The sequence below is a fragment of the Paraburkholderia mimosarum LMG 23256 = NBRC 106338 genome, from assembly GCF_000739815.1.
In the GTDB taxonomy this organism is placed as follows: domain Bacteria; phylum Pseudomonadota; class Gammaproteobacteria; order Burkholderiales; family Burkholderiaceae; genus Paraburkholderia; species Paraburkholderia mimosarum.
The window spans coordinates 1-22,157 of record NZ_BBJJ01000012.1; the positions used below are offsets into that span (position 1 = coordinate 1).

Genomic DNA, 22,157 nt, shown 5'->3' on the forward strand with positions numbered 1-22,157 from the left:
CAGCGCAAACGCTGGATGTGGCCGTGTTCGGCGCGGGACGCATCGGCCGCATTCATGCGGCGAATCTCGCGCGCCAGCCGGGCGTGCGCCTCAAGTACGTGATCGACGTGAACCGCGAGGCCGCCGCCGCGCTCGCCGCGCAGCACGGCGCCCAGGTGGCCGATGGGGACGCCGCGTTCGGCGACGCATCGATCGGCGCGACGGTGATCTGTTCGAGCACCGATACGCACTCCGAACTGATCCTGAAGTCGGCCGCTGCGGGCAAGCATATCTTTTGCGAGAAGCCCGTCGATCTCACGATCGAGCGCGCACGCGCGTGCGCCGAGGCGGTCGAGCGCGCCGGCGTGGTGTGCATGATCGGCTTCCAGCGCCGCTACGATCCGACGTTTGCCGCGCTCAAGGCGCGCCTCGACGCGGGCGAGATCGGCACGCCGGAGATGCTGATCGTCACGAGCCGCGACCCTGGCGCACCGCCTGTGGAGTACCTCCTGCACTCGGGCGGCATCTTCAAGGACATGCTGATCCACGACTTCGACATCTTCCGCTGGATTCTCGACGACGAAGCGCTGAGCGTGCACGCCACGGGCAGCTGCCTTTCCGATCCGGCGATTGCCGACGCGGGCGACATCGACTCGACGGCGGTGACGATCCGCACGAAGCGCGGGCGCCTCTGCCAGATCAACACGGCGCGGCGCGCGGCCTATGGCTACGACCAGCGCTTCGAGGTGCTCGGTAGCGAGGGCATGCTCCAGGCGGGCAACATGAAGCCGACCGAAGTGGTGGCGTGGTCGAAGACGGCTGTGGCGCAGGACGTGCCCGAGGCGTTCTTCCTCGAACGCTATCGCGCGGCCTATGCGCGCGAGATGGCGCACTTCCACGAGGCCGTCACGCAGGGCGTGCCGGTGCGCACGTCGGTAGCCGACGGCCTGAAGGCGCTCGAACTGGCCGAAGCCGCTTCGCTGTCGTGGCGCGAAGGCCGGGTGGTGACGGTGGGTGGTTGATCCGCAGAGGGCGAGTGAGGATCAAGCGCAGTTCAAGCGTGGCTCAAGCGAGGAGAGCAAGGATGCAGGCGATCGATGTTGCCCGGCCGTTGCGCGTGGGCGTGGCGGGACTCGGGAGGTTGGGGCGGCGGCATGCGCTGAACCTGGCGCATCGCGTGCCGGCGGCGACGCTCGCGGCGGCGTGCAGTCCGCTCGAAGCGGATCTCGCGTGGGCGCGCGAGGCGTTGCCCGCCGCACGACTGTATGCCGACTACGCCGATCTGCTCGCCGATAGCTCGGTCGATGCGGTGTGGCTCGTCACCCCTTCGGCGCTGCACGCCGGGCAGATCGTGCAGGCGCTCGAAGCAGGCAAGCACGTGTTCTGCGAAAAGCCGCTTTCGCTCGACGTGGCCGAATGCGAACGCGTGGTGAGCGTGGCGCGCCGCCATGCCGACCGGCAGGTGACGATCGGCTTCATGCGCCGCTTCGACCCAAGTTATCAGGATGCCTACACAAAAGTGCAGACGGGCGCGATCGGCCGGCCGTTTCTCGTGCGCTCGCAGACCTGTGACCTCAACGATCCCGAAGGTTTCTTCGTGCGCTTCGCGCCGACTTCGGGCGGCATCTTCCTCGACTGCACGGTGCACGACATCGACGTCGCGCGCTGGCTGCTCGGCAAGCCGCGCGCCACGCGCGTCTACGCGGCGGGTGCCATCGCGCTGCACGAAGGCCTGCGCGAATCCGGCGACGTGGACAACGGCGTGGCCATCTGCGAATTCGAAGGCGGGCGTCTCGCGATGTTCTATGCCTCGCGCACGATGGCGCACGGCAACGACACATCGAGCGAGGTGATCGGCACGGCGGGGGCGCTCGCGATCGGGCGCCTGCCGCGTGCCAATCGCGTGGAGATCTATGACGCGAGCGGCGTGCGCAGCGCTTGCACGCCCACGTTCTTCGACCGGTTCGAAGAGGCGTTCCTGATCGAGGCGCAGGCGTTCGTTACGGACGTGGCGGCGCGAAAGCGCGGTGACGTGCAGAACGCGAGCCAGGGCGCGACGCTCGAAGACGCCCTGGAAGCGACGCGCATCGGCCAGGCGCTGCGCGAATCGCTGCACACGGGGGCGGCGGTGACGCTGTGAGCGGGGCGCGGCAATCGGGAGGCAAGCGGCGGTCCCCGTGGCTGCGGTAAAATCGACGCTATTGCCAGCGCCGTCTCACGCCGCGACGGTGCGCCACCGAAGGATCCAACCCCGATGCAGATTCAGGTTCACAAGGAAGTGGATGCGCGCGGGCTGAACTGCCCGCTGCCGATCCTGCGCGCCAAGAAGGCGCTCGCCGACATGGAAAGCGGTCAGATTCTCAAGGTCCTCGCGACCGATCCCGGCTCGCAGCGCGATTTCGCCGCGTTCGCGAAGCAAACGGGCAACGAGATCGTGGAAAGCTCGAAGCAGGAAGAGACGTTCGTGTTTCTGATGCGCCGTCGCTGATCACCTCGGCAGACGATAAAAAAACGGCCCGCGTGAGAACGCGGGCCATTTTCATTGATGCAGTCCGGCACGACTCAGCCGGGGGCGCCTGCCGGGGGCGCCTGCCGGGGGCGCCTGCCGGGGGCGCCTAGCCTTCGAGCACCGGCTTGCGCGTACGCAGATATTCCTCGAAATCGGCGCCGACTTCCGGGTGGCGCAGCGCGAACTCCACCGTCGCCTTCAGATAGCCGAGCTTGCTGCCGCAGTCGAAGCGCGTGCCGTGGTACTTGTACGCGAGCACCTGCTCGTCGGCGAGCAGCGACTGGATCGCGTCGGTGAGCTGCAGCTCGCCGCCCGCGCCCGGCTTGATCGACTTCAGATGCTCGAAAATGCGCGGCTTGAGCACATAGCGGCCGACCACGCCGAGATTCGACGGCGCCACTTCGGGCGCCGGCTTCTCGACGATACCGGAGAGCTTGACGATCGAGTCTTCCCATTCCTTGCCGTCGACGATGCCGTAGGAGCGCGTTTCCGAGGGCGGGATCTCTTCCACGCCGAGCACCGAGCTATGGTAGTGGTCGAACACCTCGACCATCTGCTGCATGACCGGCGGCGTGCCGTAGAGCAGGTCGTCCGCGAGAATCACGGCGAACGGGTTGTCGCCCACGAGCTTTTCCGCGCACAGCACGGCGTGGCCGAGACCGAGCGCTTCGGGCTGGCGAACGTAAAAGCAATCGACGTTGTTCGGCTTGATGTTGCGCACCAGCTCGAGCAGCTTGGCTTTCCCGCGCGCTTCGAGTTCGGCCTCGATCTCATACGACTTGTCGAAATGGTCCTCGATCGCGCGCTTGCTGCGCCCGGTCACGAAGATCATTTCGGTGATACCCGCAGCCACGGCTTCTTCGACCGCGTACTGAATGAGCGGCTTGTCGACCACGGGCAGCATTTCCTTCGGGCTCGCTTTCGTGGCCGGAAGGAAGCGCGTGCCGAGGCCCGCAACCGGGAATACCGCTTTTGTCACTTTCAGCATGTCTTTCGTCCCTGTCCTGGTGCTCGCAGGACGCCGCAGGAGCGGCGCCGTGCGTTACAGCCTTGCTTGCCGATATGGCTCTCAGGCCGGCAACCGCGTGAGTTGCGCGGTCAGCTTGTCCAGCGTTGCCTGGTATTCTGCCAGTCTTTTCTGCTCCTGCTCAACGACTGCTGCGGGTGCTTTTGCTACAAAACTGTCATTTCCTAGCTTTGCCTTGCACTTTGTCACCTCATTGCCGAGGCGGGCGATTTCCTTCGACAGGCGTTCGCGTTCCGCGGCGACGTCGATCTCCACTTTCAGCACCAGTTTGTTCGTACCCACGATAGCAACTGGCGCGCCTGCCGAAGCTGCATCGAGCGCCGCTTCGTCGGCGATGATCTGGACCTCCGAAAGCTTCGCGAGCGCCTGCGCATAGGGCGCGAACGTCGCGAGGCGCCCGGCATTGCCCGTGGCCAGCAGCGGCACCTTCGTGGCGGGCGAGAGGCCCATCTCGCCACGCAGGTTGCGGCATGCGTCGATCACGGCCTTCAGGTCGGCGGCCCATTGCTCCGCGTTTTCGTCGATCTTCTTCGCTTCCGCCACCGGGTAGCGCTGCACCATGATCGATGCTTCGCCTTCCAGCGCATTTTTGCCATTCGCTTGCGGGTACGCGTCGGTGAGCGGCGCCACCTTCTGCCAGAGCGCCTCGGTGATGAACGGAATCACCGGGTGCGCGAGGCGCAGCACCGTCTCCAGCACGCGCAGCAGCGTGCGGCGCGTGGCGCGCTGCTGCTCGGGCGTACCCGTCTGGATCTGCACCTTCGCCAGTTCCAGATACCAGTCACAGTATTCGTCCCAGACGAACTTGTATATGGCGTTGGCCACGTTGTCGAAGCGATAGTCCGCGAAGCCCTTCGCGACTTCGGCTTCCACGCGCTGCAGGAGCGAGACGATCCAGCGGTCGGCCTGCGAGAAGTCCGTGTAGCCGCCGGGGCCGCAATCGCCCGGCTGGCAAGCACCCGGCTTGCTGAACCCGCAGTCGTGGCCTTCGCAGTTCATCAGCACGAAGCGCGTGGCGTTCCAGAGCTTGTTGCAGAAGTTGCGATAGCCCTCGCAGCGCGCGAGGTCGAAGTTCACGTTGCGGCCGAGCGTGGCCATCGAGGCCATCGTGAAGCGCAGCGCGTCGGTGCCGAACGCGGGAATGCCTTGCGGGAATTCCTTGCGCGTCTTCTTTTCGATGGTCGCGGCCTGCCTGGGATTCATGAGGCCCGTGGTGCGCTTGGCGACGAGCGTCTCGAGATCGATGCCATCGACGATATCGATCGGGTCGAGCGTGTTGCCCTTGCTCTTCGACATCTTCTGGCCCTCGGCGTCGCGCACGAGGCCGTGCACATACACGGTGTCGAACGGCACCTTGCCGGTGAAGTGCGTGGTCATCATGACCATGCGCGCCACCCAGAAGAAGATGATGTCGAAGCCCGTGACCAGCACCGACGAGGGCAGGAAGGCCTTCAGTTCCGGCGTATCCGCAGGCCAGCCGAGCGAAGAGAACGGCACGAGCGCCGACGAGAACCATGTATCGAGCACGTCTTCGTCGCGCTTGAGTGCGCCCTTGTAGCCCCTGGCTTCGGCCTGCGCGCGCGCTTCTTCCTCGCTCTTCGCGACGAAGATCTCGCCGTTCTCGCCGTACCACGCCGGGATCTGGTGGCCCCACCAGAGCTGGCGCGAAATGCACCAGTCCTGGATGTTTTCGAGCCACTGGTAGTAGGTGGTCGTCCAGTTCTCCGGCACGAACTTGATCTGGCCGTTGCGCACGACGTCGAGCGCGGTCTCGGCGATCGACTTGCCGGGGTTGAACGTGCCTTCGGGCGCGGGCTTGCTCATCGCCACGAACCATTGGTCCGTGAGCATCGGCTCGATCACCACGCCCGTGCGGTCGCCGCGCGGCACCATCAGCTTGTGCGGCTGCACCGAGTCGAGCAGTCCCAGCGCCTCGAAATCGGCGACCACCTGCTTGCGCGCCTCGAAGCGGTCGAGGCCGCGGTATTTGGCCGGCGCGTTGTCGTTGATCTTCGCGTCGAGCGTGAGGATCTCGATCATCGGCAGGCCGTGGCGCAGGCCCACCTGGTAGTCGTTGAAATCGTGCGCGGGCGTGACCTTCACGACGCCCGTGCCGAACTCGCGGTCCACGTACTCGTCGGCGATCACCGGAATTTCGCGGTCGGTGAGCGGCAGCTTCACCATCTTGCCGATCAGGTGCGCATAGCGTTCGTCTTCCGGGTGCACCATCACGGCCGTGTCGCCGAGCATGGTCTCGGGACGCGTCGTGGCGACGGTCAGCGTGGCCGAGCCGTCCGCGAGCGGGTAGCGCAGGTGCCAGAGGTTGCCGTTTTCCTCCTCGCTCGCCACTTCGAGATCCGAGACGGCGGTGAGCAGCACCGGGTCCCAGTTCACGAGGCGCTTGCCGCGGTAGATCAGGCCCTGTTCATAGAGGCGCACGAACACGTCGCGCACGGCGGCCGACATCTTGTCGTCCATCGTGAAGTACTCGCGCGACCAGTCGATCGAGGCGCCCAGACGGCGCACCTGACCGGTGATGGTCGAGCCCGACTGCTGCTTCCATTCCCACACGCGCTCGACGAACTTCTCGCGGCCCAGGTCGTGGCGCGAAATCTTTTGCGCGTCGAGCTGGCGCTCGACGACGATCTGCGTGGCGATGCCCGCGTGGTCCGTGCCCGGCACCCACAGCGTGTTGTCGCCGAGCATGCGGTGGTAGCGCGCGAGCCCGTCCATGATCGTCTGGTTGAACGCGTGCCCCATGTGCAGCGTGCCGGTGACGTTGGGCGGCGGCAACTGGATCGAGAAGTTGTTGCGGCCGGGCTCGAAGGTCGCGGCGGCGTAGCCGCGACGCTCCCATTCGGGGCCCCAGTGGGCCTCGATCGTCTGGGGCTCGAAGCTTTTCGCTAGCGTGCTGTCGCTCATGGGTGGAATCTGCCGAAAAAAGGGATGCGGAAACGTTCGATTATAAGGGGAAGTCCTCTCGCAGCCGACGCGCCAGCCGGGGCGGCACGATGTGCGGCCCGTGCGCGGGTCCATGCGCAGGTCCATGCAGCGGGCAGGCCGCGCGCCCGGCGCGCCGTGTCCGGGACGCGCGAGCCGCCGTGCGTGTGCGCACTTATAATGGCGGTCTGCCATTCAACGGTGCGCCTGTGAAGTGCGCCACGCCCCTGGGTCATCCGGGGCACGTTTCTTTTCTGCCCATGCCCGATCTGCTCGCGAACCTGAACCCCGAACAACTCGCCGCCGTCACGTTGCCCAACGAGCCGGCGCTCATCCTGGCCGGGGCCGGCAGCGGCAAGACGCGCGTGCTCATCACGCGCATTGCGTGGCTGATCCAGCAGGGCATGGCCTCGCCGTCCACCATCCTCGCCGTGACCTTCACGAACAAGGCCGCGCGCGAAATGATGGGGCGCCTTCAGGCGCTCCTGCCCATCGACACGCGCGGCATGTGGATCGGCACCTTCCACGGCCTGTGCAACCGCATGCTGCGCGCGCATTATCGCGACGCCGGCCTGCCGCAGACCTTCCAGATCCTCGACACGGCGGACCAGCTCTCGGCCATCAAGCGTCTGATGAAGGGCCTGAACATCGACGACGAGAAGTACCCGCCCAAGAACCTGCAGTACTTCATCAACAACGCGAAGGAGCAGGGCCTGCGTCCGAAGGACGTGGACGTGAGCGACGACTTCAACCGGAAGTTCGTCGAGCTCTACGAAGCCTACGACCAGCAGTGCCAGCGCGAAGGCGTGGTCGATTTCGCCGAGCTGCTGCTGCGCTGCTACGAGCTGCTCGCGTACAACCCGCCGCTGCGCGCGCATTATCAGGCGCGCTTTCGCGACATCCTCGTCGACGAGTTCCAGGACACCAACAAGCTCCAGTACGCGTGGCTCAAGCTGCTCGCGGGCCCGGGCAACGCGATCTTCGCGGTGGGCGACGACGACCAGTCGATCTACGCGTTCCGCGGTGCGAACGTGGGCAACATGCGCGACTTCGAAAACGAGTTCCGCGTGAAGCACATGATCAAGCTGGAGCAGAACTACCGCTCGCACGGCCACATTCTCGATGCGGCGAACCACCTGATCGCGCACAACTCGCGGCGCCTGGGCAAGAATCTGCGCACGGATGCGGGCCACGGCGAGCCGGTGCGCGTGTACGAGGCGGCGACCGATTCGCAGGAGGCGGGCTGGATCGTCGAGGAGATTCGCGCGCTCATCAACCAGGGGCTCGCGCGCAACGAGATCGCCATTCTTTACCGCAGCAACGCGCAGTCGCGCACGATCGAGCACACGCTCGTGAACGCGGGCGTGCCGTACAAGGTGTATGGCGGGCTGCGCTTTTTCGAGCGCCAGGAAGTGAAGCATGCGCTCGCCTATCTGCGATTGATCGACAACCCGAACGACGATACGGCCTTTGCCCGCGTGGTGAACTTCCCCGCGCGCGGCATCGGCGCACGCTCGATCGAACAGCTCGCCGACGCGGCGCGCCTCTACAACTGCTCGATGGCCGCGGCCATTCCGTACGTCACGGGCAAGGCGGGCACGAGCCTTGGCGGCTTCGCGAACCTGATCGCGAAGATGCGCGCCGAGACGGCGCAGATGAGCCTGCCGGAAACCGTCGAATACACGGTGCGCCTGAGCGGCCTCGCCGAGTTCTATCAGACCGAGCGCGAAGGCCAGGACCGTCTGGAGAACTTGCAGGAACTCGTGAATGCGGCCACGGCGTTCGTGAGCGAGGCGGGCTACGGACTCGATACACCCGCGCGCTCGATTCCGCTGCGACCGGGCGCGAGCGCGGTGCCGGAGATCGTCTCGCAGGACGGCGAAATCGAAGTGCTCGACGCGCCCGCGATCACGGACCCCGCGCAGAACCCCGACCTCATGACGCCGCTCGCGGGCTTCCTCTCGCACGCGTCGCTCGAAGCCGGCGACAACCAGGCGCAGGCGGGCCAGGACGCCGTGCAGCTGATGACGGTTCATGCGGCGAAGGGCCTCGAATTCACGGCGGTGTTCATCACCGGTCTCGAAGAGGGGCTCTTCCCGCACGAGAACAGCGCGATGGAGGCCGACGGCCTCGAAGAAGAGCGCCGCCTCATGTACGTGGCGATCACGCGCGCGAAGGAGCGGCTCTATATCTCGTTCGCGCAGAGCCGTCTGCTGCATGGCCAGACGCGCTACAACGTGCGCTCGCGCTTTTTCGACGAACTGCCGGAGGCATCGCTCAAGTGGCTCACGCCCAAGGTCGAAGCGGGCGCGCGCTGGGGCGGCCGCTCCGACAACGCAGGCTGGGGGCGCGACTGGTTCGCGCGACCCGGTGGCGGCGATGGCAGCGGCGGCGGCCGTCGCGAGCGCGACGCCTATATCGCCGACAAGAGCCCGGCCCCCGCCTTCGCCAATGAGCAGCGCGCGGCCGAGACGGGCTTTCGCGTAGGCCAGGGCGTGTTCCACACGAAGTTCGGCGAAGGCACGATCACGGCGCTCGAAGGCAGCGGCACCGACGCGAAGGCGCAGGTGCGCTTCAAGCGCCACGGCGAGAAGTGGCTCGCGCTGGCGGTGGCCAAGCTGCAGGCAGTGGAGTAACGCCCAAGCCTTTTGACGAACCAGACGGAAATCTCTCGACAATGAATCTCTCGACCCAGGCGAGCGGCGCGACCGCCCGCCCGCTCGGCGTGCTCGCCGCGCTGCCCCAGGAACTCGGCGATCTGATCGCGGCGATGCAGGCCGAATCGGGCGTGCGCACGCACACGTTCGGCCGGCGCGACTATCACATCGGCACGGTGCACGGGGCGCCGTGTGTGGTGACGCTCGCGCGCGTCGGCAAGGTGGCGGCGGCGGCCACGGCGAGCGCGTTGATCCATGCGTTCGACGTGGAGGCGATCGTCTTCACGGGTGTCGCGGGCGGCGTGGGCGCGGGCGTCCACGTGGGCGACGTGGTGGTCGGCGAAACGCTGCTCCAGCACGACATGAACGCCGAGCCGCTGTTCCCGCGTCACGAGATTCCGCTGCTCGCGCGCTCGCGCTTCGACGCCGAACATGCGCTGGTCGAGGCGCTTGCCGTTGCGTGCGAGCGGTTCATCGCGGAAGAGGGCGCACAGTTGAAGGCGCGCTACAAGGCCGCGCTGCCGCGCTTCGAAACCGCGTTGCCGCAGGTGCATCGCGGGCTCGTGATCAGCGGCGACCAGTTCGTGGCGAGCGCCGCCGCCGTGGACGCCCTGCGCGCGCTGTTGCCCGATGCGCTCGCGGTCGAGATGGAAGGCGCGGCGCTCGCCCAGGTCTGCCACGAGTACGACGTGGCCTGCGCAGTGGTGCGCACGATCTCCGATACCGCCGACGAGCACGCGAGCACGTCGTTCTCGAGCTTCCTCACCGATATCGCGGGCACTTACTCGACGGGCATCCTGAAGCGCTTTCTTGCTTCATACCGGCCCCTCGCGCGCTGACTGCCCGATAGCACCAATCAGCGCCAATCAAAAACCGCGCGCGCCGCTCAGCCGTTGCCCGCGCTGTCATCCGAACTGACCGCCTCGCGTATCGACTGCAGCGCCGAGGCGTCCTCGATGGTCGGCAGATCGCCCGGATCGCGGCCTTCGGCAAGCGCCGCGATCGCGCGGCGCAGCAGCTTGCCGGAACGCGTCTTCGGCAGCGCCGGCACGAAGTGCACGCGCGCGGGCCGTCCGATCGCGCCGAGCTGCCGGTCCACCGTCGCGGCCAACGCCGCTGCGAGCTTCTGCGCAGCGGCCGGATCGGCTGCCGCATTCGCATCGCGCAGCACGACGAAAGCCAGCGCGGCCTGACCCTTCACCGTATCCTGCACGCCGACCACGGCCACTTCCGCGACGGCCGCATGCGAAGAGATCGCCTCTTCGATCTCGCGCGTACCCAGTCGATGGCCCGCCACGTTGATGACGTCGTCGGTGCGGCCGAGGATCGTCACGTAGCCGTCCGTGTCCTGCACGCCCCAGTCGAAGGTCGAGTACACCTGCTGGCCGGGCACGCTTTCCCAGTAGGTCGTAACGAAGCGCGCGTCGTCGCCCCACACGGTCTGCATGCAGCCGGGCGGCAGGGGGTAGCCGAGCGTGATCACGCCTTTCTCGCCATGCGCGCAGGGCTCGCCCGTATGCTCGTTGCGCAGCACGAGGTCGTAGCCGTAGCAGGGCACGCCGGGCGAGCCGAGCTTTTGCGGCAGCGCTTCCACGCTGCGCTGTATCGCGAGCATGGGCCAGCCGGTCTCCGTTTGCCAGTAGTTGTCGACGACGGGTTTGCCCAGTGCGTCAGAGATCCATTGGGCCGTGGGCTCGTCGAGCGGCTCGCCCGCGAGGAAGAGCGTGCGCAGGCTCGAAAGGTCGGCGGCGCGCAGGAGCGCCGGGTCCTGCTTCTTGAGCACGCGGATCGCCGTGGGCGCGGTGAACATCAGATTGATACGATGCTGCTCGACGAGACGCCACCAGATGCCGCCGTCGGGTCGCACCGGCGTGCCCTCGTACATCACGGTGGTCATGCCCGCGAGCAGGGGCGCGTAGATGATGTAGCTGTGGCCCACGACCCAGCCGATGTCCGACGCCGTGAACATGGTGTCGCCGGCGCGCCCCTCGAAGACGTATTCCATCGAAGCCGCGAGCGCCACCGCATAGCCGCCCACGTCGCGCTGCACGCCCTTGGGTTTGCCCGTCGTGCCCGAGGTGTAGAGGATGTACGAAGGCTCGTTCGATTCGAGCCATTCGCAGGGAATCTGTACGTCGTAATGCTGCTCGCGCAGCGGCTCGTAGTCGACGAGATAGGGCGCGTTCAAGCGCTCGGGCGCGAGCTGGCGGTCGATGAGGAGCACCTTGGGCGGCGCGTGTTCGGCGCGCGCCATCGCTTCGTCCACGAGCGGCGTGTAGTCGATCACCTTGCCGCCTCGTGCGCCGGCGTCGGCGGTCACGAGCAGCACGGGCTTCGCATCGTCGATGCGCGCGGCGAGGCTCGGCGCCGCAAAGCCGCCGAACACCACCGAATGGATCGCCCCCAGGCGCGCGCAGGCGAGCACGGCGAAAACGGCCTCGGGAATCATCGGCAGATAGATCAGCACGCGCTCGCCGCGGGCCACGCCCAGCGAGCGCATCACGGCGGCCATGCGGTTGACTTCGGCGTGCAGGTCGGCGTAGGTGTACTGCCGCTCGATGCCGGTCTCGGTCGACACGTAGATGAGCGCGTTCTGGTGCGCCCGCGCCGCGAGATGGCGGTCGACGGCGTTGAAGCACAGGTTCGTGCGGCCGCCGCAGAACCAGCGCGCGAACGGCGGGTTCGAGCGGTCCAGCACCTGGTCGAACAGCGTCTCCCAGTGAATGCGCCCGGCCTCGCGGCGCCAGAAGTCGTCGGGGTGCGCGATCGATTCGCGGTGAAAATCGCGGTAACGCATGACTGCCTCCCTCCCGTGCTGGTCGTGCTCACGCGTGCCGAGGTGCAGCCGACGTGGCAGCCGATGATTTGAGCGGCCGGATCTGGCGCTGGTTTCTCAGGATAGTGCAGTGCAACGTTCGAGGACAACGCGGGTTGTCCATGATTTGCCGCGCGTGCTACGCACGGTGCCGGTGGGGGGCGCCTCGCCAGGCGCTCGCTTGCGTGCGGCAAGAAAAAAGGGGAACACCGTGCTGGCGTTCCCCTGTTTGGGCGGATCGGCTGACGGTGCGCGCGCAGCCGGCGTGGGTCGCTCACGTGCCCGGCTTCACGACCACCGTGCAGGTCGTTCCGGCGGCGAGCACCATGTCGTCCGGAATCTTGTCGATGTGGATGCGCACCGGCACGCGCTGCGCGAGCCGCACCCAGTTGAAGGTCGGATTCACGTCGGCGAGCAGTTCGCGGCTTTGCGGATTGTCGCGATCGTAAATGCCGCGCGAGATGCTCTCCACGTGGCCTTCGAGCGTGCCGCCGCTCATGAGCTTGATATCGGCCTTGTTGCCCACCTTCACGTGCGGCAGCTTGGTTTCCTCGAAGTAGCCGTAGACCCAGAACGAATGGCTGTCCACCACGGCCAGTTTCGCCTGGCCCGCTGTCGCGTAGTCGCCCTGGAACACCTGCAGGTTCGTGATGTAGCCGTCCACGGGCGAGACCACGCGCGTGCGTTCGAGGTTCAGCTTCGCGGCGTCGAGCGCGGCGAGCGCCTGCTGGTACTGCGCCTGCGCCGAATTGGCCGTATGCGAGGCGTTTTCGCGGGCCTCCGCCGAGACGACCTGGCTGTCCATGTCCGCGCGGCGGCGCGCATCGTCCTGGCGCATCGTCAGCTCGGCCTTGCGCGCGGCCACGGCGGCCTGGGCCTGCTCGACGGCGATCTGATAGTGCGAGGGGTCGATCTGCATGAGCAGGTCGCCCTTGTGCACGAACTGGTTGTCGCGCACGGGCAGCTCGACCACGGCGCCCGAGACGTCGGGGGCGACGTTGACGACTTCGGCGCGCACGCGGCCGTCGCGGGTCCACGGCTCGTCCATGTAGTGCACCCAGAGGACGCGCCCGACCAGAATGGCGACGACGAAAATGATGGCCGTCGCGATAAAGCCAATGAGGTTGCGGATTGTCATGATTCGGTTGATTCGTTCAGCTATGCAATCAGCGACGCCTTGAGCGACGCATTCAGTGATAAACGGCGAGCCCGAGCACGCAGCACACGACCACGAGCAGGCTCACGCGAAAGAGGGACGGGTGCCACACGACCCGGTAGAGGCCGGTTCTGGCCAGCACGGAATCGAGCACCCAGGTGATCGCGGCGCCCAGAATGAAGAGCAGGACGATCGCCGGGATATAGGCGTCGAGAAACGCGACGTCACGAGGCATGGTTGGCTCCCTGGCTCGCGCTCTCATGGCCCGCGTACGCCGCGAGCGGCGATTGCGGGTCGATGAGCGCGGTGCGGATGAAATGCAGATGGCTCTGGATGCGCTGCAACTGGTGGCGCGCTTCGCGAGAGGTACTGTCGCTGCGGTCGGCCGTGCTCGTTGCCACTGGCTTCCAGAGGCCCTGCAGCACGGTATGGATGGCATCGATGGCGCGCTCGGTTTTCTCGAGCGCGTCGCGGTAACGCGCCTCGCTCGGGCGCTTGAACAGGGCGCTCACAGCTTCGAGCGTCGCGTCGGTCGCCACGCGCCATGCCGTTCCCTTCGCGTTGCGCGGCTGCGCGGGCAGCGTGGTCAGCTCGTGGCGCAGATCGAGCGCGGCGTTGCCCACTTCGAGCGTCGAGAAGAGCCAGCGCAGCGTGTCGCGGCGTTGCGTTTCGTCGTTGCCGGCGATCGCCGAGAGCTGGAACATCAGGTCGCGCGCGCCGCTTTCGAAGCGGTTGCGCAGTCCCGTGAGGCGAGCACGGCAAGCCTGCACGGCGCCGCCGCGCAGGTCGGCGAGCAGACGCTCGCGCAGCCACGGCGTGGAGGGCGGCAGCAGCACGGCGAATGCGAGAGCCGAGACCGCCATCGAGGCGACGAGCGCCATCGCGTCGTTCATGTAGCTGCCCGGGTTGTACTGCACGACATTGTCGGGGCCCGCGAGAAAGCACAGGAAGATGCAGTAGCCCACGCCGCAGCCGGCGTATTTCGGGCGCGTCGTGAGGAAGACGCCGAACGCGAGCGCGGGCGCGAGTGCGACGCACAGCATCGCAAAGCCGTCGATGTGCGGAAACACGCCGAACGTGAGGATCATCCCGACGAACGATGCGAGCACGGTGCCTAGCGCCATCTGCGTCGCCATGCGCGAGGGTTGCGGCGCGGACGAGGCGAGCGCGCAGGTCGCGGCCGCGTTGAGCACGAGGTTCGTCCCGCTCGGCCACGCGGTGGCGATCCAGAACGCGCCGAGCAGCGTCATCACGACCGCCGCCCGCACTCCCGCTACGCCTGCCGCGATCGAATTCGTCTTCGGCACGTAGCGCGCGATCCACTTTTCCCGCGAGTGCGTATCGACCGCGAGCGAAGCGTAGGTGGCCGTGTACTCGGTCATTTCATGGACGAAGCGGTAGAGGAGCTCGGTGGCCGTGTCGAAGTCGAGGAGGCTCGCAGCGCCTTGCGCTTCGAGCTCGGCGCGTGTGGTGCGTACGCGTTTGGGCAGCATCGAACGATAGTCGTCCAGCTGCTTCGAGACGTGCGACGCATCGGCGGCCGTGAGCACTGGTTCGCCCGCTTTCGCAAAGAGCGGCGCGATCTCGCGGAAGTACGGCTCCAGCGCTTCGACGGTCGCCGCCGAGCCGTCCGCGCGCAGCCGGTTCATCAGCTGATGCAGCGCGTGAAAGCGCGTCGAGGCGGTCATGAACTCGTTGTTCAGGCGCGCGAGACGCCCCGCGCGCATGCGCGCATCGGGCGACTCGAACACGGCCATGCTGCGGTTCGCCTCGAGGCCCACGACGTCGGCGACGAAGCGCGCATTGCTCGCCTCGATATGCGAGCGGTCGATGCGCCCGGCGAGCGCCGCGCAAACGTAGTCGACGAACGACGAGAAACGCCGCCGCACGCTCGAACGCAGCAGCTCGCCCGTATATTGGGGGAACAGCACGGCGCTCACGAAGCCCGAACAGAGAATGCCGATCGAGATCTCGGCCACGCGCGTCATGGCCGACATGAACGCGGTGTCGGGATGCTGCGAGGCGGGAATGCCGATCAGCGCCGCCGTGTAGCCCGCGAGCACGAAGCCGTACGAGCGGAAGTTGCGGTTGCGCGCGGCGCCCGCGGTGCACAGGCCCACCCACAGCGCCGTCGAAACGATGAAAAGCTCCGGCTGCTGGGCGAACAGGCCGATCAGCGCGAGCATGACGACGAGCCCGACCAGCGTGCCGCAGATCCGGTAGAAGCTCTTCGCGAACACAGGGCCGCTTTGCGGCTGCATCACGATGAACACCGTCGTCATGGCCGTGCGCGGCTGCGGCAGGTCGAGCTTCATGGCGATGCCGAGCGCGAGCAGCGCGGCGACGATCGCCTTGAAGACGTAGATCCAGACGAGGCCGTCGGTGCGGGCCCAGTCGGCGAGCGCGGCATAGAAGCGCTCGCTGACCGGCTGCGAGGGTGAGGGCGTGGATGCTTGCATGATCCGGCCGCCTTAGTGCGCCGCGCCGGCTGCGCCGGCATCGCCCGATGCGCCTGCATCGGCGGCGTCCGGTCCGCGCGAAGCCTGCGGCGAATGCGGCGCCAGCAGTGCGGCGGGCATCAGCGGCACGGCGCGCGTCTTCTTGCCGTGCGCGGGCAGTTGCTCGGCATCGGTCGGGCCTTTCATGGAGGCCTCGCTCGATGCGTCGATCATGCCGCCGCCCAGCGCCGCGACGAGCGTGGCATGCGCGGCGAGGCGCTCGGCCTGGACATGCGCGACGCCTTCCTGTGCGCGCAGCAACTGCGTTTGCGCGATCAGCACGTTCACGTAGTCGGTCAGGCCGCGGCGGAAGCCTTCCTGAGCGAGATCGTAGCTGCGCTGCGCGACGGCCACCGAGCGGTGCGCATCGTCTTCCTGGGTGGCGAGCGAGCGCATGCGCACGACCTGGTCGGCGATTTCCTTGAGCGCGGTGACGATCGTCTGGTTGTACTGGTCGACCGCGATGTCGTAAGCCGCGGACTGCGCACCGAGCTGGGCGCGCAGTCGGCCGCCGTCGAAGATCGGCAGCGAGAGCGCGGGGCCCGCCGAGTAACTGCCGCTCATCGACTTCAGGAACTGGAACAGCGGGCCGGCCGCCGCGTAGCCGCCCATCGAGGCGAGCAGGTTCACGTTCGGATAGAACTCGGCTTTGGCGACGTCGATGCCGCGGGCTTGCGCGGCAACGAGCCAGCGCGCCGCAACCACATCGGGGCGATAGCCGATCAGCTCGGCGGGCAGCGCCGAAGGCAGGCCCGCCGGCGCGGCGAGCGAGAGCGCCGGGCGCTGGATCGATTCGCCGGCGCCGGGGCCTTTGCCCGCGAGCGCCGCGAGCTGGTTCTTGCCGAGCGCGATGGATTCTTCGAGCGCGTCGATCTGGCGCTCGTACTCGGGCAGCGGCGTTTGCGCCTGGCTCACTTCGAGCTGCGTGCCGATGCCGCCCGCGAGGCGCTTTTGCGCGAGCGCGAGAATGCGCTGCTGCTGGGCGAGCGTTTGCTTCGCGATGTCGAGCAGCGCGTAGTTCATCGACATCTCGATGTAGGTGCGCGTGACGTTGACTTCGAGCTCGAGCTGGGCCGCGCGCGCGTCGGCGGCGCTGGCGTGGGCCACGTCCAGCGCGCGCTCGGCGTTGTTCTTGTCCTGGCCCCAGAGATCGAGGTGATACGACAGGCCAAGCGTGGCCGTGTTGTTCCACGTGTTCGCCCCGGCGAGCGGGCCCGGGCCGTAATAGACGTTGTCGGACCACTGCTGGCGCTGAATCGACATGCTGCCGTTGATTTGCGGCAGGAGGCCGGCCTGGGCCACGCCCACCATCGAGCGCGCTTCGCGCACGCGTGCCTGCGCGGCGGCAAGCGAGGGGTTGCCGGCCACGGAGGCCTCGATCCAGGCGTTCAGCTGAGGGTCGTTGTAGCCGCGCCACCAGTCGCTGGCGGGCCAGCCGGCATCGGTGCTGGCCGCGCGGATCGCCGAGCCGGCGTCGAGTTGCGCCGCTTCGGCCTGCTTCGCTTGCGGTGCGATGCCCCCGGTACTGGCGCAGCCCGCGATTATCAACGAGAACGTAAGAACCGTGAGTGCGGCGAGTCCTTTCGGTACCGGAGACTGCACGATTTACTCCTTTTCTTGACTATGAATCACTGTGCGTCATTATATTTTTCGAGCGATTGGTGAATAACCGGTAAGGATGCAAGGCATTTTTACGGAAAGCGAGATAATCGGTCTTGCGAAATGTGAAACAATTCGTGTGTCAGATAGAGGATTGGTATGGATACGCTTCAAAACATGCGTGTATTCGTCCGGGTGGTGGAGGCGGGCAGCTTCACGGGCGCGGCGCAATACCTGAACACGACCACGGCTTATGCGTCGCGCGCGGTCTCCGATCTGGAGGCGCACCTGCGCACGCGGCTCTTGAACCGTACGACGCGCCGCATCGCGCTCACCGAGGCGGGCGAGCGCTATCTGCAGCGCTGCGAGCAGATCCTCGCCTATGTCGATCAGGCCGAAGCGGAAGCCGGCGACGCCCATGCGCGCCCCTCGGGCAAGCTCAAGGTCCATGCAATGACGAGCTTCGGCCAGCACTATGTGGTGCCGGCGGTGGGGCAGTATCAGCAGCGCTACCCGGACGTGCACGTGGAGCTCACGCTTGCGCAGCGCATGCCGGACCTGCTCGACGAGGGCTATGACGTGGCGCTCGTCGTCGCGACCGATCTGCCGGACTCGGGCTTCGTGTCGCAGCGGCTCGCCAGCGCGTTCAGCATCGCGGTCGCTTCGCCGGCGTATCTGGAAAAGCGCGGCGTGCCGCAAAAGCCCGCCGACCTCGCGAACCATACTTGTTTGCAGATGGTGACGCCCGTGTTTCCGATGTCGCAGTGGCAGTTCACGGGTCCGGACGGCGAAGCGACGATCGACCTCGGCCCGGCGACCTTCCAGGTGAACGTGGCGGAGGCGATGGCCGTGGCCGTGCGCGAGGGCATGGGCGTGGGCCTCCTGCCGATCTACTCGGCGATCAGCGGCCTGCGCAGCGGCGAGTTGCAATGGATCTTGCCGGAGTACAAGTCGCAGGAGATGAACGTGTTCGCGGTGTATCCGTCGCGACAGTATCTCGACGCGAAGATCCGCACATGGGTGGAACTGCTGCGCGAGAGCACGCCTTCGACGCTGGCGCGCGACCAGACCGAGCTGCGCCGGTTCGCGCGCACCTGAACGCGCAGCGCCCTGGCTGCCCACATCGACGCCGATCACGACACGCGCTCGGGCTGTGACAGCTTGTTACAGCTTGCGCGGATGGCAACACTTCCTTACGCCCGGTCGCACGCCGGCTTGGTAAGGTAGCGCGACTGATTCACGCCACCCACTATTGCCATCACCGAGGACTTGAATGGATACGCATCTGATGATCGGCATCGCCGTGATGATGGGCCTGATCGGCATCGCGGCATCGCGCGACCTGCTGCGCATGCGGCGCGCGCAACTCGAGCCCGTGACACTGCGCGTGCGCCGCGACGACGCGCGCATGCGCTAACGCTGCGGGCCTCTTCCTTCGCTAGATTTCCACCACCTTGTCCCACGCGAAAGCGGGATTCTCCGGCAGCCCGGTGCGACGGTCGCGATAGCCGCGCGGATTGCACACCACGCGCGTGCCGTTGACCGTGTAGTCGAAGCACGTATGCGTGTGGCCGTGCACCCATAGCGCGACTGGCGTGCGCACCAGCGCATCGAGATCGCTCACGAACCCCGCCGAAACGGGATCTTGCGCATAGCGCGGCGCGAGGCTCTGCCTGTGCGGCGCGTGATGCGTGACGACGATCGTCTTGCCCGCGAAGGGCTTGGCCAGTTCCGCTTCGAGCCACGCGCGCGAGCGCGCAAACAGCGCGATCGAGTCCGCTGGCGTGAAGTCGCGCGCGCCCGCTTGCGGGCTCGCCGGCCACGACACCTGAATCAACCCGCGAAAGTCGAGCATCACGCGCATCGCGGCCGCGATGGCGGCATCGCGGGCGGCGTCGTCTGCGCCGAAGAGCGCGAAGTCGGCCCACAGCGTCGTGCCGAGCACGCGAAAACGGCCAGCCGGATCGACATAGACGCCGTCGTTGAGGAAATGCACGTTATCGAGCGTCGAGGCCGCGTCGACCATCGCGGTTTCCAGCGCGCCCAGGTCGCCGTCGTAGTACTCGTGGTTGCCGGGCACGTACACGACCGGCACCCGCGGATCGAACGTCTGCGCCGCCCAGCGCAGCCCCAGCCCGTGATTGTGGATGTCGCCCGCCAGCACCACGAGATCGGCTTGCGCGTGCGGGATCGTATCGGGCTCGTCGTTTTCCAGATGCAGGTCGGACAGCACGCGCACCTTCACGGGAGTTTTCACGGTCAGGGCTCCTTACGTTCCTGGCTTTTCAGCGCAGCACTTTCCCCGGATTCATCAGGTTCAGCGGATCGAGCGCGGTCTTGATCGCGCGCATCAGCGCGAGTTCGACCTCGCTCTTGTAGTGCATGTTCTCGTCGATCTTCAATTGCCCGAGTCCGTGTTCGGCGCTGATGGTGCCGCGATGGCGCTCCACGCTGTCGTAGACGATGCGGTTCAGCGTTTTCTCGTTTTCGGCGAGGAAACGCTTCGGGTCGCCGCCTTCGGGTGCCTGCACGTTGTAGTGCAGGTTGCCGTCGCCGAGATGGCCGAACGTGACCATGCGTGCGCCGGGCACGGTGCGCGCGATCCCGGCATCGGTTTCCTCGATGAAGTGGCCGATGCGCGAGATCGGCACGCCGATGTCGTGCTTGATGTTCAACCCTTCCTGCGCCTGCGCGAGCGGAATGTGCTCGCGGATGTTCCAGAAGGCCTGCGACTGCGCGAGACTTTCGGCGACCACGGCGTCTTCCACGAGACCTTGTTCCAGCGCGTCTTCCATGAGCCGCTCGAATAGCGCGCGCGCGTGCTCTTCGCTTTCGTTATCCGCGAGTTCCAGCAGCACGACCTGCGCGTGACGCTCCGCGAACGGATACCGCAGCTGCGGGAAATGGCGCCCGACGAGCTGCATGCAGAAGTCCGACATCAGCTCGAATCCCGTGAGGAGCGGCCCGGCATAGCGCTGCGCGAGCGCGAGGAAGTCGAGCGCCGCATGCGCCGAGCCGAGCGCGGCGAGTGCGGTGACGCGCGCGGCCGGCAGCGGATGCAGCTTCATGACCGCTGCGGTGATGACGCCGAGCGTGCCCTCGGCACCGATGAAGAGGTCGCGCAGATCGTAGCCGGTGTTGTCCTTGCGCAGCCCGCGCAGGCCGTCCCAGATCTCGCCCTGTGGCGTGACGACTTCGAGGCCGAGGCACAGCTCGCGCGCGTTGCCGTAGCGCAGCACGCCGGTGCCGCCTGCGTTGGTCGAGAGATTGCCGCCGATCGTGCAGCTGCCTTCGGCTGCGAGCGAAAGCGGGAAGAGGCGGTCGGCGTCCTTCGCGCGCGCCTGGACTTCGGCGAGAATCACGCCCGCTTCGACCGTGATCGTGTTGTTCTGCACATCGATTTCACGCACGCGGTTCAGGCGACGCAGACTCAGCACGGCTTGCCGGCCGCTGGCATCGGGCGTCGCGCCGCCCGCGAGACCCGTGTTGCCGCCTTGCGGCACGAGCGCGATGCGGTGTGCGTGCGCGAGCTTCACGACCGCGGCGACTTGCTGCGCATCGGCCGGGCAGAGCACGGCGAGGGCCTCGCCCTGATAGCGGCGGCGCCAGTCGGCGAGATAAGGGGCCGTGTCGTGCGTGTCGGTCAGGACGTTTTGCGCGCCAATGGCGGCGGCGCAGGCGTCGAGAAAGGCTGGTGGGGCGTTTCGGGTGGAGTCGGTCATGGTGTGTCGGTGTCTCACGCGCTTCGCACGCGGCGCGGGGCTCACGCGTGGCGCGATGGGCATTGGAGGCATTGCAGTGCGTGGGGCTCAGGCGTTCAGTGTGACACGCTGCGGGCCTTCGCGCAGTGCCAGCGGAGCCGGCGCGTGCAAGGCAAAGGCGCGCAGGATCGCCGCCGTGCGTTTGCCGCGCTGCTCAGGACGAGTCGCGCCTGGCGCGCCGCGCGGCACGCTTGTACGGCGCGACGTACGCGAGTGCGCAGACGAAGAAGCCGAGTGCAAGCGCGACCTCCACCCAGCCGAGCCGGTTGCCCGGGGCGGGATCGGTCATGCCGCGCACGATGCCCTCGGCAAAGTAGAGGAGTACGAGCATCGCCGCCCATTGCAGCGTATAGAGCCGCCTGCGCAGCACGCCCGGCAGCGCGATGGCGAGCGGCACGGCCTTGAGCATGAGCGCGCTGCCGCCGGGGCGCAACGGCGCGAGCCGCCATTCCCACGCGATGCACAGCAGCGTGAGCGCGGCGAGCATCGCCAGGGCGCCGAGCGCGGCCCCACGGCGCTGCACGACGGAATGCGCGGCGGGCGGTTCATCGGGCTGTGCTCCGGGCTCCGGTGCGCCACGCGCTCTCGTGTTCATGGCCGCTTGCCTTGTTCAGCGGTGGCCAGCGCAAGCGCAGCGCGTGCAAGCCGCACGCCTAGCGCGCTTGCCAGCGTCTTTTCTTCGGCGCTCAGGCCGTGGCCGCGCGCGTCATGGCGCGCGTGATGCGAGGCGCCGTAGGGCGTGCCGCCGCCTTGCGTGGTCGTGAGCGCGCTTTCGGTGTAGGGGATGCCCACGAGCAGCATGCCGTGATGGAGCAGCGGCAGCATCATCGTGAGCAGCGTGCTTTCCTGTCCGCCGTGCAGGCTGCCCGTCGACGTGAACACGCAGGCGGGCTTGCCGGCCAGCGCGCCCGAGAGCCACTGCGGCGTGGTGCCGTCGAGGAAATACTTGAGCGGCGCGGCCATGTTGCCGAAGCGCGTGGGCGAACCGAGCGCGAGACCCGCGCATTCTTCGAGATCGTGCAACTCGACATAGGGCGGGCCGTCAGAAGGGATATCGGGCTCGGTGGCCTCGCAAACCGTGGAGACGGGCGGCACGGTGCGCACGCGCGCTTCGGCGCCGGGCACGCTGTCGATCCCCTGGGCGATCGCGCGTGCAAGCTCGCGCGTTGCGCCGTGGCGGCTGTAGTAAAGAACAAGAATCGGTTTCATCGGGCCT

General features: G+C 67.1%; 18 protein-coding genes. 7 read left to right on the forward strand and 11 right to left on the reverse strand.

Annotation, left to right across the window (positions count from 1 at the left end):
* From iolG to BMI01S_RS11730, 3 genes are all read left to right on the forward strand, one after another.
* Nucleotides 1-1,001 (forward strand): inositol 2-dehydrogenase (iolG, locus tag BMI01S_RS11720; RefSeq protein ID WP_063769762.1); only part of this gene is annotated, 1,001 nt, incomplete at its 5' end.
* A 62-nt stretch (nucleotides 1,002-1,063) separates the two neighbouring features.
* A complete protein-coding gene (locus BMI01S_RS11725; protein WP_028214639.1) occupies nucleotides 1,064-2,119 on the forward strand; it encodes a Gfo/Idh/MocA family oxidoreductase in 1,056 nt (351 codons plus the stop codon).
* A 120-nt stretch (nucleotides 2,120-2,239) separates the two neighbouring features.
* A complete protein-coding gene (locus BMI01S_RS11730) occupies nucleotides 2,240-2,467 on the forward strand; it encodes a sulfurtransferase TusA family protein (RefSeq protein WP_028214640.1) in 228 nt (75 codons plus the stop codon).
* Nucleotides 2,468-2,594: 127 nt separating this feature from the next.
* Here the strand turns inward: BMI01S_RS11730 and galU are convergent, their stop codons facing one another.
* Nucleotides 2,595-3,476, reverse strand: a complete 882-nt coding sequence (gene galU / locus BMI01S_RS11735; protein WP_028214641.1) for a UTP--glucose-1-phosphate uridylyltransferase GalU — start codon at nucleotides 3,474-3,476, stop codon at nucleotides 2,595-2,597.
* Nucleotides 3,477-3,557: 81 nt separating this feature from the next.
* On the reverse strand, nucleotides 3,558-6,437 hold the full coding sequence (locus BMI01S_RS11740; RefSeq protein WP_028214642.1) for a valine--tRNA ligase: 2,880 nt from the start codon (nucleotides 6,435-6,437) through the stop codon (nucleotides 3,558-3,560).
* A 278-nt stretch (nucleotides 6,438-6,715) separates the two neighbouring features.
* On the opposite strand from BMI01S_RS11740, the gene BMI01S_RS11745 reads away from it, so the two are divergent.
* Nucleotides 6,716-9,091, forward strand: a complete 2,376-nt coding sequence (locus BMI01S_RS11745) for a UvrD-helicase domain-containing protein (protein ID WP_028214643.1) — start codon at nucleotides 6,716-6,718, stop codon at nucleotides 9,089-9,091.
* Nucleotides 9,092-9,132: 41 nt separating this feature from the next.
* Nucleotides 9,133-9,951, forward strand: coding sequence for a 5'-methylthioadenosine/adenosylhomocysteine nucleosidase (locus tag BMI01S_RS11750; protein ID WP_028231703.1), 819 nt, complete (start codon nucleotides 9,133-9,135; stop codon nucleotides 9,949-9,951).
* Nucleotides 9,952-9,998: 47 nt separating this feature from the next.
* Here the strand turns inward: BMI01S_RS11750 and BMI01S_RS11755 are convergent, their stop codons facing one another.
* From BMI01S_RS11755 to BMI01S_RS11775, 5 genes are all read right to left on the reverse strand, one after another.
* Nucleotides 9,999-11,909, reverse strand: coding sequence for a propionate--CoA ligase (locus tag BMI01S_RS11755; RefSeq protein ID WP_028214645.1), 1,911 nt, complete (start codon nucleotides 11,907-11,909; stop codon nucleotides 9,999-10,001).
* 292 nt (nucleotides 11,910-12,201) lie between these two features.
* On the reverse strand, nucleotides 12,202-13,065 hold the full coding sequence (locus BMI01S_RS11760; protein ID WP_028214646.1) for an efflux RND transporter periplasmic adaptor subunit: 864 nt from the start codon (nucleotides 13,063-13,065) through the stop codon (nucleotides 12,202-12,204).
* Nucleotides 13,066-13,117: 52 nt separating this feature from the next.
* On the reverse strand, nucleotides 13,118-13,318 hold the full coding sequence (locus BMI01S_RS11765; RefSeq protein ID WP_028208049.1) for a DUF1656 domain-containing protein: 201 nt from the start codon (nucleotides 13,316-13,318) through the stop codon (nucleotides 13,118-13,120).
* Nucleotides 13,308-15,542 carry an FUSC family protein gene (locus tag BMI01S_RS11770; RefSeq protein WP_028214647.1) on the reverse strand — a complete coding sequence of 745 codons (2,235 nt, stop codon included), beginning with the start codon at nucleotides 15,540-15,542 and terminating at the stop codon, nucleotides 13,308-13,310. Before BMI01S_RS11770 ends, BMI01S_RS11765 begins: the two co-directional genes overlap by 11 nt.
* Nucleotides 15,543-15,554: 12 nt before the next feature.
* The gene (locus BMI01S_RS11775; RefSeq protein ID WP_028214648.1) at nucleotides 15,555-17,183 is read right to left on the reverse strand and encodes an efflux transporter outer membrane subunit; all 1,629 of its coding nucleotides are present in this window, start codon (nucleotides 17,181-17,183) and stop codon (nucleotides 15,555-15,557) included.
* A 156-nt stretch (nucleotides 17,184-17,339) separates the two neighbouring features.
* Here BMI01S_RS11775 and BMI01S_RS11780 point away from each other — a divergent pair, with 156 nt between their 5' ends.
* Together BMI01S_RS11780 and BMI01S_RS41905 are read left to right on the forward strand one after the other, a co-directional pair.
* Nucleotides 17,340-18,278: a LysR family transcriptional regulator gene (locus BMI01S_RS11780; protein WP_028214649.1), complete on the forward strand. Its 939-nt coding sequence runs from the start codon at nucleotides 17,340-17,342 to the stop codon at nucleotides 18,276-18,278.
* Nucleotides 18,279-18,453: 175 nt separating this feature from the next.
* Nucleotides 18,454-18,597: a hypothetical protein gene (locus tag BMI01S_RS41905; protein ID WP_167334429.1), complete on the forward strand. Its 144-nt coding sequence runs from the start codon at nucleotides 18,454-18,456 to the stop codon at nucleotides 18,595-18,597.
* 21 nt (nucleotides 18,598-18,618) lie between these two features.
* On the opposite strand, the gene BMI01S_RS11785 is transcribed toward BMI01S_RS41905, so the two are convergent.
* The 4 genes from BMI01S_RS11785 to wrbA all read right to left on the reverse strand — a co-directional run bounded on the left by BMI01S_RS11785 (nucleotide 18,619) and on the right by wrbA (nucleotide 22,150).
* Nucleotides 18,619-19,425 carry a metallophosphoesterase gene (locus BMI01S_RS11785; protein ID WP_028214650.1) on the reverse strand — a complete coding sequence of 269 codons (807 nt, stop codon included), beginning with the start codon at nucleotides 19,423-19,425 and terminating at the stop codon, nucleotides 18,619-18,621.
* Nucleotides 19,426-19,465: 40 nt separating this feature from the next.
* Nucleotides 19,466-20,902 (reverse strand): FAD-binding oxidoreductase, encoded by a 1,437-nt coding sequence (locus BMI01S_RS11790; RefSeq protein WP_028214651.1) that lies wholly within the window; start codon nucleotides 20,900-20,902, stop codon nucleotides 19,466-19,468.
* Between the two features lie 193 nt (nucleotides 20,903-21,095).
* Entirely contained in the window at nucleotides 21,096-21,536 is a 441-nt protein-coding gene (locus BMI01S_RS11795) for a DUF2069 domain-containing protein (protein WP_036021002.1), read from the reverse strand.
* Nucleotides 21,533-22,150, reverse strand: a complete 618-nt coding sequence (gene wrbA, locus BMI01S_RS11800; RefSeq protein WP_028214653.1) for an NAD(P)H:quinone oxidoreductase — start codon at nucleotides 22,148-22,150, stop codon at nucleotides 21,533-21,535. Before wrbA ends, BMI01S_RS11795 begins: the two co-directional genes overlap by 4 nt.
* Nucleotides 22,151-22,157 lie beyond the last annotated feature (7 nt).

Excerpts from the sequence above, each read along its gene's own strand:
- BMI01S_RS11765 (WP_028208049.1), bottom strand. The coding sequence starts at position 13,318 with ATGCCTCGTGACGTCGCGTTTCTCGACGCCTATATCCCGGCGATCGTC.
- BMI01S_RS11750 (WP_028231703.1), top strand. The coding sequence starts at position 9,133 with ATGAATCTCTCGACCCAGGCGAGCGGCGCGACCGCCCGCCCGCTCGGC.
- wrbA (WP_028214653.1), bottom strand. The coding sequence starts at position 22,150 with ATGAAACCGATTCTTGTTCTTTACTACAGCCGCCACGGCGCAACGCGC.
- galU (WP_028214641.1), bottom strand. The coding sequence starts at position 3,476 with ATGCTGAAAGTGACAAAAGCGGTATTCCCGGTTGCGGGCCTCGGCACG.
- BMI01S_RS41905 (WP_167334429.1), top strand. The coding sequence starts at position 18,454 with ATGGATACGCATCTGATGATCGGCATCGCCGTGATGATGGGCCTGATC.
- BMI01S_RS11755 (WP_028214645.1), bottom strand. The coding sequence starts at position 11,909 with ATGCGTTACCGCGATTTTCACCGCGAATCGATCGCGCACCCCGACGAC.
- BMI01S_RS11795 (WP_036021002.1), bottom strand. The coding sequence starts at position 21,536 with ATGAACACGAGAGCGCGTGGCGCACCGGAGCCCGGAGCACAGCCCGAT.
- BMI01S_RS11790 (WP_028214651.1), bottom strand. The coding sequence starts at position 20,902 with ATGACCGACTCCACCCGAAACGCCCCACCAGCCTTTCTCGACGCCTGC.
- BMI01S_RS11725 (WP_028214639.1), top strand. The coding sequence starts at position 1,064 with ATGCAGGCGATCGATGTTGCCCGGCCGTTGCGCGTGGGCGTGGCGGGA.
- BMI01S_RS11760 (WP_028214646.1), bottom strand. The coding sequence starts at position 13,065 with ATGACAATCCGCAACCTCATTGGCTTTATCGCGACGGCCATCATTTTC.
- BMI01S_RS11780 (WP_028214649.1), top strand. The coding sequence starts at position 17,340 with ATGGATACGCTTCAAAACATGCGTGTATTCGTCCGGGTGGTGGAGGCG.
- BMI01S_RS11770 (WP_028214647.1), bottom strand. The coding sequence starts at position 15,542 with ATGCAAGCATCCACGCCCTCACCCTCGCAGCCGGTCAGCGAGCGCTTC.
- BMI01S_RS11745 (WP_028214643.1), top strand. The coding sequence starts at position 6,716 with ATGCCCGATCTGCTCGCGAACCTGAACCCCGAACAACTCGCCGCCGTC.
- BMI01S_RS11740 (WP_028214642.1), bottom strand. The coding sequence starts at position 6,437 with ATGAGCGACAGCACGCTAGCGAAAAGCTTCGAGCCCCAGACGATCGAG.